Annotated in this window: 16 protein-coding genes; 14 read left to right on the plus strand and 2 right to left on the minus strand. The window is 48.5% G+C overall.

The window, feature by feature from the left end; all coding sequences use genetic code 11:
• Positions 1-168 precede the first annotated feature (168 nt).
• The 14 genes from mraZ to GWC95_RS04405 all read left to right on the plus strand — a co-directional run bounded on the left by mraZ (position 169) and on the right by GWC95_RS04405 (position 18089).
• Positions 169-624 (plus strand): division/cell wall cluster transcriptional repressor MraZ, encoded by a 456-nt coding sequence (gene mraZ / locus GWC95_RS04340; protein WP_161817435.1) that lies wholly within the window; start codon positions 169-171, stop codon positions 622-624.
• A gap of 34 nt (positions 625-658) precedes the next feature.
• Positions 659-1594, plus strand: coding sequence for a 16S rRNA (cytosine(1402)-N(4))-methyltransferase RsmH (rsmH, locus tag GWC95_RS04345; protein ID WP_161817436.1), 936 nt, complete (start codon positions 659-661; stop codon positions 1592-1594).
• A gap of 26 nt (positions 1595-1620) precedes the next feature.
• The gene (locus GWC95_RS04350) at positions 1621-1980 is read left to right on the plus strand and encodes an FtsL-like putative cell division protein (protein WP_237722051.1); all 360 of its coding nucleotides are present in this window, start codon (positions 1621-1623) and stop codon (positions 1978-1980) included.
• A 37-nt stretch (positions 1981-2017) separates the two neighbouring features.
• Positions 2018-4132, plus strand: a complete 2115-nt coding sequence (locus tag GWC95_RS04355; protein WP_161817437.1) for a penicillin-binding protein — start codon at positions 2018-2020, stop codon at positions 4130-4132.
• 26 nt (positions 4133-4158) lie between these two features.
• A complete protein-coding gene (locus tag GWC95_RS04360) occupies positions 4159-5622 on the plus strand; it encodes a UDP-N-acetylmuramoyl-L-alanyl-D-glutamate--2,6-diaminopimelate ligase (protein ID WP_161817438.1) in 1464 nt (487 codons plus the stop codon).
• Positions 5623-5706: 84 nt separating this feature from the next.
• The gene (gene mraY / locus GWC95_RS04365; RefSeq protein WP_161817439.1) at positions 5707-7026 is read left to right on the plus strand and encodes a phospho-N-acetylmuramoyl-pentapeptide-transferase; all 1320 of its coding nucleotides are present in this window, start codon (positions 5707-5709) and stop codon (positions 7024-7026) included.
• A 75-nt stretch (positions 7027-7101) separates the two neighbouring features.
• Positions 7102-8442: a UDP-N-acetylmuramoyl-L-alanine--D-glutamate ligase gene (murD, locus tag GWC95_RS04370; RefSeq protein ID WP_161817440.1), complete on the plus strand. Its 1341-nt coding sequence runs from the start codon at positions 7102-7104 to the stop codon at positions 8440-8442.
• Positions 8443-8464: 22 nt separating this feature from the next.
• Entirely contained in the window at positions 8465-9757 is a 1293-nt protein-coding gene (locus GWC95_RS04375; RefSeq protein ID WP_202630203.1) for an FtsW/RodA/SpoVE family cell cycle protein, read from the plus strand.
• 29 nt (positions 9758-9786) lie between these two features.
• Positions 9787-10956 (plus strand): undecaprenyldiphospho-muramoylpentapeptide beta-N-acetylglucosaminyltransferase, encoded by a 1170-nt coding sequence (gene murG / locus GWC95_RS04380; RefSeq protein ID WP_161817441.1) that lies wholly within the window; start codon positions 9787-9789, stop codon positions 10954-10956.
• Complete coding sequence (murC, locus tag GWC95_RS04385; protein WP_161817442.1) at positions 10953-12308, plus strand: UDP-N-acetylmuramate--L-alanine ligase; 1356 nt, start codon at positions 10953-10955, stop codon at positions 12306-12308. Before murG ends, murC begins: the two co-directional genes overlap by 4 nt.
• 30 nt (positions 12309-12338) lie before the next feature.
• Positions 12339-13406 (plus strand): cell division protein FtsQ/DivIB, encoded by a 1068-nt coding sequence (locus tag GWC95_RS04390; protein WP_161817443.1) that lies wholly within the window; start codon positions 12339-12341, stop codon positions 13404-13406.
• Between the two features lie 62 nt (positions 13407-13468).
• Positions 13469-14839: a cell division protein FtsA gene (gene ftsA, locus GWC95_RS04395; protein WP_161817444.1), complete on the plus strand. Its 1371-nt coding sequence runs from the start codon at positions 13469-13471 to the stop codon at positions 14837-14839.
• Positions 14840-15023: 184 nt separating this feature from the next.
• Entirely contained in the window at positions 15024-16955 is a 1932-nt protein-coding gene (gene ftsZ / locus GWC95_RS04400) for a cell division protein FtsZ (RefSeq protein WP_161817445.1), read from the plus strand.
• A 201-nt stretch (positions 16956-17156) separates the two neighbouring features.
• A complete protein-coding gene (locus GWC95_RS04405; RefSeq protein ID WP_161817446.1) occupies positions 17157-18089 on the plus strand; it encodes a TIGR01777 family oxidoreductase in 933 nt (310 codons plus the stop codon).
• 119 nt (positions 18090-18208) lie between these two features.
• On the opposite strand, the gene GWC95_RS04410 is transcribed toward GWC95_RS04405, so the two are convergent.
• Positions 18209-19033: an ABC transporter permease gene (locus GWC95_RS04410; protein ID WP_161817447.1), complete on the minus strand. Its 825-nt coding sequence runs from the start codon at positions 19031-19033 to the stop codon at positions 18209-18211.
• 16 nt (positions 19034-19049) lie between these two features.
• Positions 19050-19946, minus strand: a complete 897-nt coding sequence (locus GWC95_RS04415; RefSeq protein ID WP_161817448.1) for an ABC transporter ATP-binding protein — start codon at positions 19944-19946, stop codon at positions 19050-19052.
• Between the last annotated feature and the right edge of the window lie 2 nt (positions 19947-19948).

Below are 19948 nucleotides of genomic sequence, written 5' to 3' on the forward strand. Positions count from 1 at the left end.
CCATTAGAGGGAAATCTCTGCTCAAAAAGGGTGCAAACCCAGCGTGGTATTGCATTCCACGTCGTTCCAACCTGTGGATAAATACAAATGCGCCAAATTCAATTAGAAAGTGGGAAATAGTGTTATTTTGTGTCAACAAGTGGTAATCTTGGAAATATTTATTCACTAATGATTGGATTTCACGGAGAATACGAAGCAACGGTCGACCAGAAAGGGCGATTTCTTCTTCCGGGCGGACTGAAAAAACAGTTGCCGGAAGGGGAGGGCCGCTTTATTCTGAGCCGTGGGTTCGAGAAATGTCTCACGTTGTATCCGATCAAAAGCTGGGAACAAATTATTTCAAAGATCAGCCAGTTGAATGATTTCGACCCAAAAGTACGTGAATTCCGCCGTCAGTTTTTAGGTGGGGCAACGGAGGTGGAACTCGATTCTGCCGGAAGGATGCTTCTCCCGCAAACATTGAAAGAATTCGCGGGCATCAGCAAGAACATCATTCTTGCCGCCGCGCTTGACCGATTCGAGATCTGGGATGCAGGTAAGTACAAACAGCTCTTTGAGGATTTTTCACCCGAAGCCTTCAGCAGTTTGGCAGCGGAAGTAATGGCGGAGAAAGAAAGCAAGTAATCAAGAAACACGAATCAAGAAAATGGATCAAGAAATGAACGAACAAAATTCTAAATCCAAGATCCCCGATTCCGATTACCACGTTCCCGTCCTCTACCGCGAAACCCTTTCCGGCTTAGCCATTCAACCCGATGGTGTGTATGTGGATTGCACATTTGGCGGTGGTGGCCACAGCCGCGGAATACTGGAACAACTAAACAGCAAAGGCAAACTGATCGCTTTCGACCAGGATGCAGATGCACAGAAAAACCTGCCCGAAGATGACCGTGTCATTTTTGTGCCGCAGAATTTCCGTCACCTGCAACGCATGCTCCGTTTGCACAAGATCACCGAAGTGGATGGTATCCTCGCCGACCTCGGCGTAAGCAGCCACCAGTTCGATGAAGGCGAACGCGGTTTTTCGATCAGGTTTTCAGGGCCGTTGGACATGCGTATGGACAGGCGCCAGGGCGCAACGGCAGCCGACATCATCCGTACGTACAGCGAAACACAGCTGCACAAACTGTTTGAACAGTACGGCGAAGTAACCAATTCGAAAACATTGGCCAAACACATTGTGCAGGAGCGTAAACACCTGCAATCGTCAACGATCGAACAGTTCAAAGCATTGATCAGTCCCGTGGTGAAAGGAAATCCCAACAAGTACTTGGCGCAGGTATTCCAGGCTTTGCGAATTGAGGTGAACGACGAAATGGGTGCGTTAAAAGACATGCTGCAGCAGGTTCCTGCTGTGCTGAAACCGGGTGGCCGTGTTGCCATCATCACCTTTCATTCTATAGAAGACAGGGTAGTGAAGAATTTCTTCCGCCAGGGGAGTTTCGACGAAACGCCTGATAACCCTTTTATGCCTTCAACGAAGGAAAATGTGTTTGACATCATCACCAAAAAACCGGTAACGGCCTCGGAAGAAGAGTTGAAAAGAAACACGAGAAGCAGGAGCGCGAAACTGAGAGTGGCGAGAAAGGTGTAAAGACCTGGCGCAGGAAAAAACAAACAATGGCAGAACAGCTTAACGATACAACCGCACAAAAAACGGAAAAGCAAGGCGAGAAGGGTAGCAGGAATCCTTTGAAAGGATTGTTCAACTACCAATGGATCGTGAAGAACATTCCGTTCTTTTTGTTTTTGTCGGCGCTCACGATCCTGTACATCGCCAATGGACACAAAGCAGATAAAACGATACGCAGGATCAACAGTACAACCAACGAGCTGAAAGAATTGCAGTACGAATACAAAACACTGAAAAGTGAAATGATGTTCAGAAGCGAAGAAAGACAGGTGGTAACGGCAACACAACCACTCGGTTTGCAGGTGAGCAAGGAAACACCTGTAAGGTTAAAAGCAGAAAAACAATAATTGGCAATTACCAATCACCCATTATTAAGTAAAACAGTTGGATGTAAAACGCGACATATTATGGAGAGTATACCTCAGCTACCTGTTGGTAGTGGTGGTATGCATTACCATTTTTGGGAAAGCCGTTTACATACAACAGGTGGAGGGCGCAAAATGGAGAAGCATGAGCGACAGCCTTCACCAGAAACTCGATGAGATAGAAGCGGAGCGCGGAACCATTTACAGTGAAGACGGCCAGATGCTGAGCACCAGCATTCCGCAGTTTGATATATACATCGATTTCAGGGTCGAATCGCTCCGCCAGAAAAACGGGCAGCTGTTTCGTTCGGGCGTTGATTCGTTGAGTGAGTGCCTGGCCAATCTTTTCAAGGACCAGACGGCCGGGCAATACAAGGCAATGCTGCAGCAGGCGTATAAAGACGAGGAAGGATATTTTCCATTGAAGAAAAAAATATCGTTCAGGGAATATGAGCAGCTGCGTACGTTCCCGATTTTCAAACTGGGCCGTTACAAGAGCGGGCTGATTGCAAATGAAAAAACGATCCGCCTCAATCCGTACCAGATGCTCGCATTCAGGACCATTGGTCTTGCGCGTGACTCGAACAAGGTTGGGCTGGAAATGGCTTATGATAGTTTGCTGCGTGGAAGAAACGGAAAACAGTTTGTAAGAAGGATCGCTGGCGGCGCAACGGTTCCTGTTGATGATACTTATGAGATAGAACCCGAAACAGGGAAAGACATTGTTAGTACGATCGATGTTTTTATCCAGGATGTTACTGAAAATGCGTTGATGAAGATGATGGTTCAGAACGAGGCCCAGAGTGGTTGTGCCATGGTAATGGAAACAAAAACAGGCAAGATCAAAGCGATCGCCAACCTGGGCAAAACACCAAATGGCAATTACTGGGAAAATTACAATTACGCCATCACGCCAACAGAACCCGGATCAACATTTAAACTGGTAACGATGTTGTCGTTGCTCGAGGATAAAAAAATATCGCTCAACCAGATCGTTGATGTGGAGCATGGTGTCTGGAAAACCGCGGGGCAAACGGTTCGCGACGATGATGATACGCGCAACATCACCACCATCAGCGTTAAAAAAGCATTCGAGGTAAGCTCAAATGTTGGTATGGCAAAGATCGCAACAATGGGCTATGCCGCTAACCCGCAACAGTATTTAAGACACCTGAAAAAACTCCGCATCGATACACTCACCGGTATAGACCTTGTTGGGGAGAAGCGGCCGGTGATCATTCGCCCGGGCAGTAAACTCTGGGGACCCACCACGCTGCCATGGATGGCGTTTGGATACAACGTACAGGTAAGCCCGCTGCAAACGCTCACCCTTTACAATGCCATTGCCAACAACGGGAAAATGATGCGCCCTTACCTCGTAAGCGCGGTCAAAGAAGAAGGTGTGCTGATCAGGCAGTTCGATCCGGTTGTAGTGGATGAAAAAATTTGCAGCGATCAAACCGTTCGCCAGGCGCAGGAACTGCTGGAAGGCGTTTGTATAGAAGGAACAGCAAGAAAAGTTTTTGTTAACTCGCCTTACAAGGTTGCCGGTAAAACAGGAACCGCATTGGTGGCAAATGGCAATCGTGGGTATGCCGACCAGATCTTCCAATCATCTTTTGTTGGGTATTTCCCGGCAGATGCGCCGCAGTATACCATTGCGGTGATCATTGTAAACAAGCCACATGCCGTTAACCATTTTGGTGCGAGTGTGGCGGGGCCCGTTTTCAAAGAAGTTGCAGACCGCCTGTACAGCACTTACATCCGCGCCGTGAATACACAGGTGGCACAGGCGCCCAAAAAAGACAGCAGCTCCTTCGCTTATACAGGGAGCAAACGCGACATCGCATTCATCAACCGGAAAATGGGACTGCCGTATGCAGATTCAACAACGCGCAACGATGAATGGATCAACATGAACGGAAAAAATGCATTCGTATCACTGAGTAAAAAAACGGTTGACAACGGTAAAATGCCTTTGTTAAAAGGAATGGGACTGAAAGATGCGGTATACCTGTGCGAGAACATGGGATTGAAAGTAAGCGTGAAAGGAAGGGGCAAAGTGGCTGCACAGTCGATCTTGCCCGGACAGTTGATCGCAAGAGGGCAATTGGTAAGTGTTGAGTTGAATTGATTTTGGGCTGAAAAATAAATAAACGCATGGCAGTATTAAAAGACATATTGTACAAGGTTCACCTGAAGAAAGTGCAGGGAAGTACAAGTGTTGATGTAACATCAATACAGATCGACTCCCGCAAAGTGAGCGGGGGCTGTGTATTTGTTGCCATACGCGGCGCGCAGTCTGACGGGCATGCCTTCATTGAAAAAGCAGTTTCCCAGGGCGCGGTGGCCATCGTTTGCGAACAATTGCCCGCGTCAATGGCCGAAGGTGTTACCTACATCGAAGTAACCAATACCAATGAAGCCGTGGCTTACATGGCGCACCAGTTTTACGGCGAGCCTTCGGCAAAACTGAAGCTGGTGGGTGTTACCGGAACGAATGGCAAAACAACGATCGCCACTGTTTTATTCAAACTGTTTACACAGCTCGGTTACAAATGCGGGTTGATCAGTACGGTGCAGAACCAGATCGCAGACGAGATCATTCCTGCAACGCATACCACGCCCGATGCGGTTAGCCTCAACGCACTGCTCAAACGCATGCTCGATGAGAACTGCACGCATGTTTTCATGGAATGCAGCAGCCATGCGATACACCAGCACCGCATCACCGGCCTGCATTTTACGGGCGCATTGTTCAGCAACATCACGCACGATCACCTGGACTATCACAAAACATTCGAAGAATACATACGCGTTAAAAAGAAATTCTTTGATGACCTGCCATCAACCTCGTTCGCCATCTCGAATGCAGACGACAAACGCGGGGAGGTAATGCTGCAGAACACACATGCTAAAAAATACCTGTACAGCCTGAAAACGATGGCCGATTTCAAAGGGAAGATCCTGGAGAATGTATTAACGGGGCTGGTGATGCAGGTAAACGACAAGGAAGTTCATTTCCGCCTGATCGGCGAATTCAACGCATACAATCTGTTAGCGGTGTACGGCGCAGCCGTTTGCCTGGGCGAAGAGAGCGAGACCGTTTTAACCACGCTCAGCCTTCTCACCGGCGCCGAAGGAAGATTTGATTACAGCGTTAGCAGTGGCCTCATCATAGGAATAGTTGACTACGCACATACGCCGGATGCTTTGGAAAATGTATTGATGACGATCAAAAAATTACGCAAAGGATATGAGCAGGTGATCACGGTGGTGGGTTGCGGAGGCGATCGCGATAAAACAAAAAGGCCGGTGATGGCGCAGACGGCTTGCGACCTGAGCGACCGCGTGATCCTTACAAGCGATAACCCGAGAACAGAAGATCCCGCGCAGATACTGAGGGATATGGAAGAAGGGCTCACAAGCTCGGCCAAAAGAAAATACATATCGATTGAAGACAGGAGGGAAGCCATCAAAACGGCGGTGAGCTTCGCGAACAAAGAAGACATCATCCTCATCGCCGGGAAGGGCCATGAGAAGTACCAGGAGATCAAAGGCGTAAAACATCCATTCGACGACAAAGAGATCCTGCGGGAGATGTTTGAGTTGCTTGGCAAATAGATGTGCAGAAAACAGGAACACAGGAATAAGAAAGACCGAAAACAGGAATAACCCAATAAACCAAACCACAAACCCGCTTCGTCTATGCTGTACTATCTATTCAGTTGGCTGAACAAAGAGTTTCACATTCCGGGCGCGGGACTGTTCCAGTTCCTTACGTTCCGTATTGCGATGGCGGTGATCCTGTCGCTGGTAATTGCAACTGTTTATGGCAGGCGCATCATCGCGTTCCTGAAGAAGAAACAGATCGGCGAGAGTGTGCGTGATCTTGGGCTGGAAGGACAGACGCAGAAAAAAGGAACGCCAACCATGGGCGGTATCATCATCCTGCTGAGTATCCTGATCCCGACCTTGTTGTTTGCCAACCTCGACAAAGTGTACATCCGCCTGATGGTACTCTGCACGGTGTGGCTGGGAGTGATCGGTTTCCTTGATGATCTCTTCAAGATCCGCGCAAGAAAAAAAGCACAGGAAAAAGGTGAGGCATACAAAAAGAAAGACAGTGATGGGCTTGCGGGCGTATCAAAGATCATCGGGCAGATCGGTTTGGGAATCATCATCGGCTTGACCCTTTATTTCAGCAATGCCGTAACTGTTGAGAGAGAAGTGATCAGCAGTCCGCAGGGCCCATTGGCCGCGTTGCAGAAAGGCGAGCGCCTCGCAAAAGATTCAGACATTGTTGTGAGAAAGCTGAATGGTGTGGAGAAGCAATTCGTAAAAGTAAAAACGCCGATCACCACCATTCCATTTGTAAAGAACCATGAATTCAACTACAGCAGGCTGATCAGCTGGATAGGCCCGGGCGCTGAGAAATATACCTGGATCATTTACATACTCATCGTAACATTCATCATCACTGCAGTATCAAATGGTGCCAACCTTACAGACGGTCTCGACGGGCTGGCCGGTGGTGTGAGTGCGATCATTGGTGCGGGTATCGGCGTGTTTGTATACATCAGCGGTAACTACATTTTCGCGGATTATTTTGATGTGATGTACATCCCCAACCTGGGCGAGCTCTCCATTTTTGTTGGCGCGTTTGTGGGGGCCTGTATCGGGTTTCTCTGGTACAACGCATTTCCCGCACAGGTATTTATGGGCGATACGGGAAGCCTCGCGCTGGGCGGTATCATCGCGTCACTCGCCATTATCGTAAGAAAAGAATTGCTGATACCGATCTTCTGTGGCGTGTTCCTGATAGAAAACCTGAGCGTGGTTATACAGGTTACCTACTTCAAATACACCAAAAAGAAATTCGGCGAGGGCAGAAGGGTTTTCCTGATGAGCCCGTTGCACCACCACTACCAGAAAAAAGGTTTTCACGAAAACAAGATCGCGATCCGGTTCTGGATCATAACGATTATCTGTGTGGTGTTATCGATTGCAACGCTCAAGATCAGGTAAGGTGAAGAAACAAAAGAGCGTACCATCATTCGAAACAAAAAATAAAGGCAAGAGGCAAACAACCGTAACACAACAATGAAGCACAAACTCATCATACTCGGATCAGGCGAAAGCGGCGTAGGTGCGGCTATCCTTGGCAAGAAACAGGGGTATGATGTATTTGTAAGCGATGGCGGAACCATCAAACAGGCGTACAAGCAGGAATTAACGGACAGCGGGATCGAATTTGAAGAAGGACAACACTCAAAAGAAAGAATACTTGCGGCAAACGAAGTGATGAAGAGCCCGGGCATTCCCGAAAAAAACGAACTGGTAAAAATGATCCGGGCCAAAAACATACCCGTGATCAGTGAGATTGAACTGGCGTACCGGTTTAAGGGTAACAGCAAAATTGTTGCGATCACGGGAAGCAACGGGAAAAGCACCACAACCGCTTTAACCTACCAAATCTGCAAAACAGCCGGGCTCGATTGCGCGATGGTGGGCAATATCGGGATCTCGTTTGCAAAACAGGTGGCGCAGGATCCGAAAGAGGTATACGTGGTAGAAGTAAGTTCCTTTCAACTGGACGATATCAAAGATTTCCGTGCGGATATAGCAGTGTTGCTGAACATTACAGAAGATCACTTAGACAGGTACGACTACAGGTTTGAGAATTACATCAACAGTAAGTTCAGGGTGATCGAGAACCAGACAAAAGAAGATTATTTCATTTACTGCCTGGACGATGAAGTGATCACAAAAAAACTCCCATTACTAACCATTCATACTAACCCATTACCATTCTCTATGAAACAAGAAGTAAAAAAAGGCGGCTACATCAAGGGCGACCAGATGATGCTGCGCATCCAGGAAGAAAGAGTAAGCATGAGTATCTACGATTTTGCGCTGAAAGGCAAACACAACAACTACAACACTATGGCAGCAGGTATTGCAGCGGCAACCCTTGGCATCCGCAAAGAAAAGATCCGCGAAGCAGTGAAGAATTTTCACAGCCTCGAGCACCGCATGGAGTTTGTTGCAATGGTTAGAGGTGTTGAGTTCATCAACGACAGCAAGGCCACGAATGTGAACAGCACGTGGTTTGCACTCGAGAGTATGAATAAACCAACGGTACTCATATTGGGTGGTACCGATAAGGGTAATGATTATGGTTTGATCGCCGACCTGGTAAAAGAAAAAGTAAAAGCGATCGTATGTATGGGAGTGGACAATAAAAAGATCATAGAGGCTTTTAAAGACATTGTTCCGGTGATCGTGGAAACAGATTCGGCAAAAAAAGCCGTGAACGCGTCTTTCAAAATGTCGCAGAAAGGTGATGTGGTTTTGCTCAGTCCTGCTTGTGCAAGTTTCGATCTGTTCAAAAATTACGAAGACAGGGGAACACAGTTTAAGGATGCAGTAAAAGAACTATAACCGAAAATTCCGGATCAGAAATATGTCAGAGCTAAAAGATACCCTATTTGCCCAGATGCCTTCCATTGGTGGAATGCGCGGACAGCTTGTGCAGCGTACGAGGGGAGATAAGTATATCTGGGGGATAGTGGTGTTGTTGTCGCTGATCTCGATCCTTGTTGTATACAGCGCTACCGGATCACTGGCATATAAGATGTACAAGGGAAATACGAATGTGTACCTTTTCAAACAGATCTCCTTCACATTGGTAGGATTGCTGTTGATCTATTTCCTGCACCGCATCAACTACACCATTTTTTCGAGGGTGGCAACGATACTGTTCCTTGCCTCCATTCCGTTGTTGCTGTATACGCTTTTGTTTGGCGCCAAGATCAACGATGGAAGCCGATGGATCAAATTGCCGATCATCAACATGACGGTACAGACCAGCGATTTTGCGAAGCTTGCTTTGTTCATGTACATATCGCGGTTGCTCAGTAAAAAGCAGGAGGTGATCAAGGATTTTAAGAAAGGGTTCATACCCGTGGTTGCACCCGTAATGATCATCTGTGCATTGATCATGCCCGCCAACCTCTCCAACGCATTGCTCACCGGCGCAACATCGCTGCTGCTGATGTTCATCGGCCGCGTGAGCCTGAAACATATTTTCCTGACGATCGGCGTCGCTTTGATACCGGTTACCCTCATCATAGCAGTGGCAGTTGCAACCTACGATGGTAAATCAAAAGAAGATGCACCCAAGACATCCGTAACAGAAAAGGCGAAATCGTTCGGGCGCTTTGGTACCTGGGTCAGCAGGGTGCAGTCCTTTATTTACGCAACAGACAAAGAAACACCGTACCAGGTGCAGCAGGCAAAGATCGCGATCGCAAATGGAAGCGTATTGGTGGGGCTCGGCCCGGGAAACAGCAGGCAGCGTAATTTTTTACCGCAGGCTTACAACGATTTTATTTATTCCATCATCATAGAAGAATATGGGTTGCTCGGCGGTGCGTTTATGATATTCATCTACCTCGTGTTCCTCTTCCGGTGCATCAGGATCTTCAGGCGATGCCCGTATGCATTCGGCGCGTTCCTGGCATTGGGGCTGAGCTTTACATTGGTGATACAGGCGGTGGCCAATATGGCGGTAAACGTAAACCTGGTTCCCGTAACCGGTGTAACGCTGCCATTGGTGAGCATGGGCGGAAGTTCATTCCTGTTCACCTGCGCCGCCATCGGCATCGTGCTTAGTGTTGCAAGAAACGTGGAACTGGTAGAAGGAAAAATTCCACCTGCAGAAAACGCAGCACAGGCAGAACCCATACCCGCATAACAATAACATAAGTAATTGAAGAAATAAAAATGGCAGATAACACAACCAGCAAAGCATCACCACTACACCATCCCCACGGGAAGGGAAGCGGTGGTGCCGGAAGGGGAAGGAGCACCCGCATCATCATCGCCGGCGGCGGCACGGGCGGCCACATCTTTCCTGCCATCGCCATCGCCAACGCATTAACAAAACAGGAGCCGGGCATCGAAATATTATTCATCGGCGCCAGGGGAAAAATGGAAATGGAAAAAGTTCCGCAGGCAGGATACCAGATAGAAGGGCTGGATATTGCCGGGCTGAACAGGCAATCCATGGTCAAAAATGTTGCACTGCCTTTTAAAGTGCTGAAGAGTTTCTTCAGGGTCAGGTCGATCATGAAAAGTTTTCAGCCCGATGCGGTCATTGGTGTGGGCGGCTATTCAACCTATCCTGTTTTACGTTATGCGCAAACCAGGAACATACCCACATTTATCCACGAGAGCAATTCTTTTGCAGGAAGGGCAAACATAATGTTGGGAAAGAAGGCCGCTAGGATCTTCGTGGCCTCAGACAGGATGGAAATGTTTTTCCCGAAGGATAAAATAATGATCACGGGTAACCCCGTTCGCAGTGCGATCGCGCATTCAACGCACAGCAGGGCAGATGGCCAGCAATTTTTCGGGCTCGATGCAGGTAAAAAAACAGTGCTTGCCGTAGGCGGAAGCCTGGGTGCAAGAAGCATAAACGAAGCCATTGCTGCGCACATAGATGTTTTTGAAGAGAACGGCCTGCAGCTTATCTGGCAAACCGGTAAAACAACCGCGGCCGAATACAAACACATAGGAGAGGGAAAAAAGAACATCTGGGTGAATGATTTTATCAGGGAAATGGAAATGGCCTATGCCGCCGCGGATATAGTGATCAGCCGCGCAGGCGCTATGGCGGTTACAGAATTGTGCGTAGCTGCCAAGCCCACCATATTTGTTCCGTATCCTTTGGCGGCAGAAGACCACCAGACATCCAATGCGATGAACCTGGTGCACAAGCATGCGGCTTTGATCGTGAAAGACAACGAAGCAAAAGAGAAATTGGTGGCCGCTGTGGTTGCGCTTGCAAAAGACGAGGCACAACAGCGGTTGCTGCAAACAAACATCCACGCACTGGCGGTAACAAATGCCGACGAGGTAGTGGCGGCAGAAATATTGAAACACATCAGGTGAGTAAACTAAACGACATAAAGAAGATCTATTTCATCGGCATCGGTGGAATTGGCATGAGTGCCCTGGCGCGTTATTTCAGATCGAAGAACGTGGAAGTGAGCGGTTACGATAAAACCCCAACGCCTTTGACACGCGAACTGGAAGCAAGCGGCATCGCCATCCATTACGAAGAACGGGTGGATGCGCTGCCGAAAGATGTGGACGCGGTTGTGTATACACCCGCTATTCCCGCGCAGCATGCAGAACTGGTATATTTCCGCGAGAACAATTATACCGTGGTGAAAAGAAGTGATGTGCTGCAATGGATCACCGAGGGCTCCTTCAACATCTGCGTAGGGGGCACACACGGTAAAACAACCGTTACCTCTATGATCGCGCATTTGCTGCGTCATTCGGGTTATGGTTGCAATGCTTTCTTAGGGGGCATTGCCGCAAACTACAATACCAATTTCTGGAGCCATGAAAGAAACGTGGTGGTGGTTGAAGCCGATGAATACGACAGGAGCTTTTTAAAACTCGTTCCTGATGTAGCGGTCGTAACGGCGATGGATCCCGATCACCTCGATATCTATGGAACGCCTGAAGAAGTGGTGAACGCATTTATCCAGTTCTCGCAAAAAGTAAAACCCGGCGGTTGCCTGGTTTCAAAATACGGGTTGGAAAGAGGCAATGAATTGAATGCGGCGCATCACTACACGTACAGTTTTGAGAACACCGGCGCCGATGTTTATGCAGCGAACCGCGAAGTAAAGAACGGCAGCTATGTTTTTGATGTGGTGGCCAGGGAGTGGAGTATCAAAGAGGTTACGCTGCATATGGGCGGACTGCACAACATCGAGAACAGCATTGCGGCCATCACCGTTGCGAAACACATCGGGATCAGCGATGAAAAGATCAGGGCGGCCGTAGCAGATTTCAGGGGTGTAAGAAGAAGGTTCGAGTATGCGCTTAAAAACGAGCAGCATGTTCTGATCGATGACTATGCGCATCACCCAGAGGAACTCAATGCATTGATCAGTGGGGTGAGAAGCATATTTGATAAAGAAAAGCTGGTGCTTGTTTTCCAGCCGCATCTTTTCAGCAGAACAAAAGACCTCGCCGATGCGTTTGCGGCGAGCCTGGACCAGGCGGATGAAGTGATCCTTCTGCCCATCTATCCCGCACGCGAGTTGCCGATGGAAGGGGTAACGAGTGAGTTGCTTCTTTCAAAGATGAACAATCCCAACAAAAAAGTATTGGGTAAAGAAGAAATAAAAACATGGGTGGCGGAAAACAAACCCCGTTTGATCGTAATGGCCGGCGCAGGTGATATAGACGCACTTGTTGGGCCCGTGAAAGAATTATTGAGTTAAATGCGCAGGTACAACTGGAAAAAAATAGCAATGAGCGCCCTCTGGGCGATGGCAGGCATCGGGGCGATCGTACTGCTGGGCGCAGCTGTGCAAAAGAAAAACCATAAGGTTTGTGCGGGCATAAAAATTGAGATCAGCGGCGCGGAGCGGCATATGTTCATCGATGAGAAAGATGTGATGGAGATCCTGCGAAGCACCGGCAAAGTAGAAGGCTACCCGATCGCAGAACTCAACCTCCGCTCGATGGAACAGGTTGTTGAACGCAACCCATGGGTGAAGAACGCGGAAATGTTTTTAGACAACAACCAGGTGCTGCAGGTGAGCATCGAAGAACGACAACCCGTGGCAAGGGTGTTTACATTGGATGGAAGTTCGTTTTACCTCGACAGCGGCGCGCTCCGGCTGCCTTTGAGCGATAAATTATCGGCACGCGTTCCATCGTTCACGGGGTTTCCGACAGACAGGAAAAAACTGGCGGCGCCAGACAGTATGCTTTTGCACAACGTGGTTGCACTGGGCAAATACATTCTTGCAGATTCGTTCTGGATGGCGCAGGTGGCGCAGATAGACATCACCCCGCAATCCACTTTTGAAATGGTACCGGTGGTGGGAGATCATATCGTGGCGCTGGGCGATGCAAACAACATCGAAAGAAAATTCAGTCACCTGTACACGTTTTATAAAAAGGCATGGTTGCAGAACGGCCTCAACACCTACGAAAAGCTGGATGTGCAGTACAGCAACCAGGTGGTGGCCGTAAGAAAAGGAACAGGCAGGGCCCAGGTAGATTCTGCAAGGGCGCAGCTGCTGATGCAGAATTTAATGGCGCAGTCGCAGCCGGTGATGGACAGCGGTCTCGTAACAACACCGCCAAAACCGACAGCCGTTAAACCGGCGAAAGACAGTGCGGCGGTTGTAAAACCAGCTGCAATGGTAAAGAGCGGGGTAAAAAATACGGCGAAAACAAATTCAGCATCTAAATCAAACAATAAAGGAGTAAAAAAGGCGTTAACACCAGTAGGTAAGAAACAAGTGAACAGGAAACAAAGTAAGAAGCCGGTAAAGCCGCAACCGAAAGCCGTTTTGAAAAAACAATAAGGCGTTACCGGCCCGGGAATAAATACACAACTAAGCATACTAACAACTAAAACACACCATCTATGAATCACAATGAATCACCAATCATTGTTGGTCTTGACATCGGAACCACCAAGATAGCCGCCATTGCGGGCCGTAAGAACGAGTACGGTAAGCTGGAGATCCTTGGTTTTGGCCGCGCCAACAGCAATGGCGTGCAGCACGGGCAGGTACTGAACATCGACCAGACGATCAAAGCGATACAATCTGCCCTTGAGAACTGCTATGAAAGCAATCCTGATCTTGAGATCAGCGAAGTGTATGTGGGTATTGCGGGGCATCACATCAAAAGCCTGCAGACACGCGGAGACATTGTGCGCCACGACCCGGACACAGAGATCAAGCGCCCCGAGATAGAACAGCTGATCAACAACCAGCGCAAGACCTTTATCCCGGCGGGCGACCAGATCATTGATGTGATCCCACAGGATTTTCATGTAGACAATATACAGAACATCAAAGATCCGGTTGGGTACAATGGAGTGAAGGTGGGTGCGAATTTCCACATCATTACCGGCGACAGGAACGCGATCCGCAACATCAACCGGTCGGTAGAAAGAAGCGGCCTCACAACAAAGGACCTCGTTCTGCAACCGCTTGCCTCGGCCAGCGCTGTTATGAGTGAGATTGATATGGAAGCGGGTGTTGCCATACTGGATATTGGTGGCGGTACCAGTGACCTCGCGGTTTTTTACGAAGGCATATTGAAACATACCGCGGTGATCCCGTTTGGCGGGGAGAACATCACGAACGATATCCGAATGGGCCTCGGTGTGCTGAAGAGCCAGGCCGAAGCCATGAAGGTGCAGTTCGGAAGCGCATTGGCCGACGAAGCAAAAAGCAATGCTTATATAACAATACCCGGACTGAAGGGCATGCCGGCAAAAGAGATCAGTGTAAAAAACCTTGCGGCCATCATCCAGGCGCGCATGAGCGAGATCCTCGATTTTGTTACTTATCATTTGAAACAGGTAGGACTGGACAGCCGCATGCTCAATGGCGGGATCATTCTTACCGGTGGCGGATCGCAGTTGAAGCACCTGATCCAGCTAACAGAATATACAACGGGGTTGAATGCACGCATCGGTTTGCCCAACGAGCACCTTGCGCCTAATCATATAGAAGAGTTAAAAAAGCCGATGTACTCAACCTGTATCGGGCTTATTTTAAAAGGATACAGCGATTACGATCACAAGTACAAAGAGTTCTCGGAAAAATTCAAGAAAGTGGAAGTACCGAAAAAACTCACCGTTGAAGCGGCAGCCCCGGCGCCTGAAACCGTTGCCCCTGCTGCATCTGTAGACGTAAGCGCGCGCAAGGGAAAGTTCTGGGATAAGTTCAAGAACAACCTGATCGATATGTTTAAAGAAGAAGAGGACCAGGTTATAAAATAAATGGCTTGGTAATACCGTTATATACTATCCGACTTGTGAGAAAAGTTCCTGGTTAAGTAGTTTATTGGTTGAATGGTTTGTTGGTAAGGTATTTGTAACACAAATAACCAATCCGCAAACCGGGTAATCGTAAACGAAAGAACCAACAAAGAAACCGCTATTATCAATTTTTAAAAAGCCAGCTATGATTCATTTCGATCTTCCCAAACAAAAATCTTCCATCATCAAAGTATTGGGTGTGGGAGGTGGAGGAAGTAATGCAGTAAACTTCATGTTTGAACAGAATATCGAAGGTGTTGATTTTATTATCTGTAATACAGATGCGAAAGCCATTGAGCAAAGCAACATCCCGAACAAGATTCAACTGGGGCCGCACCTTACACAAGGTTTGGGTGCAGGCGCTAACCCTGAAGTGGGCAAGAAAGCAACAGAAGAGTCTCTTGAAGAGATCAAAAGGATATTGGAAGTGAACACCAAGATGGCGTTCATCACCGTAGGTATGGGTGGCGGAACCGGTACGGGTGGCGCGCCCATCATTGCGCAGATCTGTAAAGAACTCGGCATCCTCACGGTGGGTATCGTAACCACACCATTTGGTTTCGAGGGGCCGCGCCGTTTGCAGCAGGCGGAAGAAGGGATCATGAAACTGAAACCCTTTGTAGACACGCTGCTCGTGATCAGCAACGACAAGCTCCGCATCCAGTACGGCAACCTGAAAATGAAGGAAGCGTTTGGCAAAGCGGATAATGTACTCGCCACCGCAGCAAAATGCATCACCGATATCATCAACAGCCGTGGGCACATCATCGTCGATTTTGCGGATGTATGTACCGTAATGAAAAGCGGCGGCGTTGCCATACTCGGTAAAGCAGAGGTGGAAGGCGAAGACAGGGCGCAGCGCGCGATCGAAGAAGCATTGTCTTCTCCATTGCTGAACGACAACGACATCACCGGTGCAAAATGGATCCTCATCAACATCAACAGCGCAGAAGGAGAACACGAGTGTACGATGGATGAACTGGAAACGATCAATAACTACCTCAGGATGCAGGCAGGGCCCGATACGGATGTGATCGTTGGTATGGGTTACGAGGCCGGCCTCGATAAAAAGATCGGCATCACCCTTATCGCAACAGGATTTGAACACAAAGACCCTTTTGCAAAGCCGGTTGCCGTAAAACAGGCAGAACCACAACCTGAAAAAATTGTGATGACGCTGGAGACTGAAGTACCGAAAGCCGCTGTTACAACACCCGTGGCAGCACCGGCGCCGCAACCAACACCTGCGGCGGTTGAGCCAACGCCTGTGTCGCCAAAGCTCCAGGAAGTGCTTTCCGTGATCAACGAAGAGAAACAGGATTTCCTCGCACCAAGCCTGCAGGAAAGACAACCGATAGAAAACCTCCTGACTGTATTCAACAAACCCGAGTTCACTTCAGCACCCGTGCATTTTTATGAAGAAGTGAAAGAGGTGGTGCAGGAAAAAGAATCGATGGTGCTGCAGTTTGAACTGAGCCCGGAGATCACGGCAGAAGTAAAAGAACAAGAGCCTGCAAAAGCAGAAGCTCCAAAAACAGAAAGGGAAGAACTGGTTAGCTTCAAGGTAAGCGAGCAGCCCACACAACCCGCTTCAACCATTGGAAGTTTCCTGAGCAAGCCATCCAATATTTACGCAGAGCAGGAAGCACCCGTGAAAAAGCCGGTGGTAGCGGAAATCAAACCGGCACCGGCGCCACAGCCACCACCCGCTCCGAAAGTGGAAGAAACAGAAATGGAAATGCAGATCGTAATGAAGGAAGAGCCGAAAGCAATGCCACAGGCCGATCTCAGTTCTTTTAACGACGAATATTCAGACGAAGCGGAGGACCAGAAAAGAAGGGCCGCAGAAAGGATCCAGAAACTGCGCAACCTCTCGTTCAACATGAACAATTCATCAGATGCAAACAATGAGTTTGACGCAGTGCCGGCCTATGTACGCAGGAACATGGAACTGTTCGGTAATACACTTACTTCTGTAGAAAACTTCTACAGCAAGTATACTGTGGGAAAAGACGAGAACGACCAGACGCAGATCTCAACCATCAACACATTCCTGGATGGCAAAAAACCCGACTAGCCTTTGCTTGCTATAATTGTGTATTTAAAATTGGTGATTTTAGTTGTGGCCCCCGATGATGAGTCGGGGGTTTTTGTTGGTGAACTTTTTAACCGGATTTCTGTTGAAATCCAAACAAGGAAACCAGAAAACCACAAAACCGCAAATCATTACCAATTCCTAATTCCTAATTACTAATTCCTAATTATTAATGATTCGTCCATGTCTACAATCCTCATAACCGGCGGCACGGGAATGATCGGCACACAGCTTGCAAAACTGTTGCTCGCACAGCAACACCGTGTCATCGTCTTAACACGCGACGCGCACAAAATAAAGCACAAACACCCCGGCATACGTTACGCCAACTGGGATGCCGGGAACCAAACCATCGATGAGAAAGCCGTGGCAGATGCGGATCATGTGATTCATCTTGCGGGAGCCGGCGTTGCTGATGAACGATGGAGCGAGAAAAGAAAAAAGGAAATCGTGGAAAGCCGTACCCAAAGCAGCGCACTGCTTGTAAAAGCCATGCATGATGTCCCCAATAAAATAAAAACAGTGGTGAGCGCCTCCGCTATCGGTTGGTACGGACCTGATACGGAAGCGAGCCGGGAACAGGGTTTTGTTGAGACACAACCAGCCGACACTGCGTTTCTTGGAGAAACCTGCAGGCTATGGGAAGAGAGCATCGAACCTGTTACGGCGTTGGGTAAACGGCTTGTAAAATTAAGGACCGGCATTGTGCTCAGCAAGACCGGCGGTGCGCTCGAAGAATTCAAAAAGCCCCTGAAAGCCTTTGTGGCAGCGGTTTTGGGAGATGGAAAACAGATTGTGAGCTGGATCCATATAGATGATCTTTGCCGCATGTACATCGATGCAATCGGGAATGAAAACCTGCACGGTGTTTACAATGCAGTGGCACCCGGGCCGGTATCAAACAAAACATTAACGATTGCCCTTGCCAAAACATTACGCGGTAATTCGTTCGTTACCATACATGTTCCCTCGTTCGTGCTGAAAGCGATGTTGGGAGAGATGAGTATCGAAGTGTTGAAGAGCGCTACCGTTTCTTCAAAGAAGATCGAAGCCGCCGGGTTTGCCTTCCGTTTTCCAACGATAGGTGATGCATTGAGAGATCTCGTGCGCGGTTGAACACTTTGGCAGATAGATAAAAAAAGAGCTTACTACCGGTGCACGCCTGCCATGCAGTAACGTGAACCGGTGGTAAGCCCGTTGGTTGCGAAGCACAATGCCTCGTTCGCCGAAAAAGTTTACAGGTCTCTCTTCTTGTGTACCCAGTAACAAATGCCCCATATAGCCGCAGTTAACAAAATAGACAGCACCACATGCTCTGGAATAATCGAGATGGCTTTGTTGTAGCTGGCCTTTTGTGCCTCTCCCCATTTAGAGAAGAAAGCAGGGCGCGGTATCAAACGGTCGGAAATCTCGAAGGGCAGGAACCTGCCGATGTCGTTCAGCTTGAAAGTGGCATAGCCCACCGCAATGTTTTCCAGTACGAGGTAATAGAAAAGAAAAATGCCGAGGGCGATGAACGCCTTTTTCACCAGGTACCCGAGCAGGAACGCAATCGATAGCTGGGCGAAAGTCTGCAGTAAAAACAGCGGGATGTACTGCGCCTGTTCGGCCCATCTTCCTTTTGAATCTGCGTCGGCATAGATGCCGAAGCCTCCCGCAACAAGGATATAAACCACGGTGGCGATCACGGCTACGATCAACACATCAAACAGCTTACTGGTAATGTATTGCTGGCGGCTCCATCCATCGATGATGTTTTGCCTGTGTGTTTTAAAAGTGTACTCGTTCGTTACCATCATGATCACAAGAATGGATGGCAGCAAAACAAAGAACGAGGAGAAATAGGCAACGGAATGCCAGGTTTCAGGAAAAGCAAAAGGGTTGCCGAGCAGCATCTTGGCAAGGTTGCTGGTCACTTCTTTTCCCTGCGTAAACTCGAGGTACCCATAATACATCAGGCAGTTCAGGCCGGGATAGGTGAGGGCAACGATACCGAGCATCCACCAGAATGCGGGGTATTTTTTTATCTTAAGCCATTCAATTTTTATAAGCGCAAACATGTTGTTCGTTTTAGAGTTAGTCGTTGGTTAATTCAAAGAATTTCGATTCAAGGCTTTTCTTCTTCACCAGCAAAAGATTCAGCGTGATGCCTTTTTCAAAACAAAAACGGTTCACCTGTTCCAGCTGCGAAGTGGCAAGCGGGAAAAACAGCTGTATGTTCTTTCCATCCTGTTTGATAGACGAATAGCCAGGGAAACTTTTCAGTTCTGCATACAACCTTTGCGGGTCGCTTGATGAAACTTCCACGATGTCTTCGTTCGACAAAACCTCGTCAACTGCGCCGGCTGTCAGCAGTTCGCCTTTCTTCATGATGGCCACATGCGTACAAACCTTTTCAACCTCATCGAGCAGGTGGCTGGCCATAATGATGGTCTTGCCGCGTTTCGACAATTCCTTGATCAGTTCCCTGATTTCGGCGATGCCCACAGGGTCCAGGCCGTTTGTGGGTTCATCAAACACCAGTACATCCGGATCGCCCAAAAGCGCGGCGCCGATCGCCAGCCTTTGTTTCATACCCAGGCTGTATGCGCTGAAACGGCTCTTTTTCCGCTCGCTCAGTTTTACGATCTCCAATACACGGTCGATGTCTTTCGCATCACCCCGCCCGCTGATGGCATGCGTAATGTTAAGGTTGTCTACCGCCGATAAGTAATGATAGAAATTGGGCGTCTCCAATAAGGATCCGATCTTTTTGCGTGTTTCGGGGCTGCCCGGCTGGCCAAACCAGGAGAAGGTTCCCGAATCGGCTTTTAAAATATCGAGGATGATACTCAGCATGGTGGTCTTACCGCTGCCGTTCGGCCCGAGTATCCCGAACACCGACCCTTCCGGAACATCATACGAAACGCCTTTCAGCGCCTTGATGGCCCCATAAGCTTTGGCAACACCATTGATAGAAAGTACTGGCTGCATAA

The organism is Sediminibacterium roseum, from assembly GCF_009939005.1.
In the GTDB taxonomy this organism is placed as follows: Bacteria; Bacteroidota; Bacteroidia; order Chitinophagales; family Chitinophagaceae; genus Sediminibacterium; species Sediminibacterium roseum.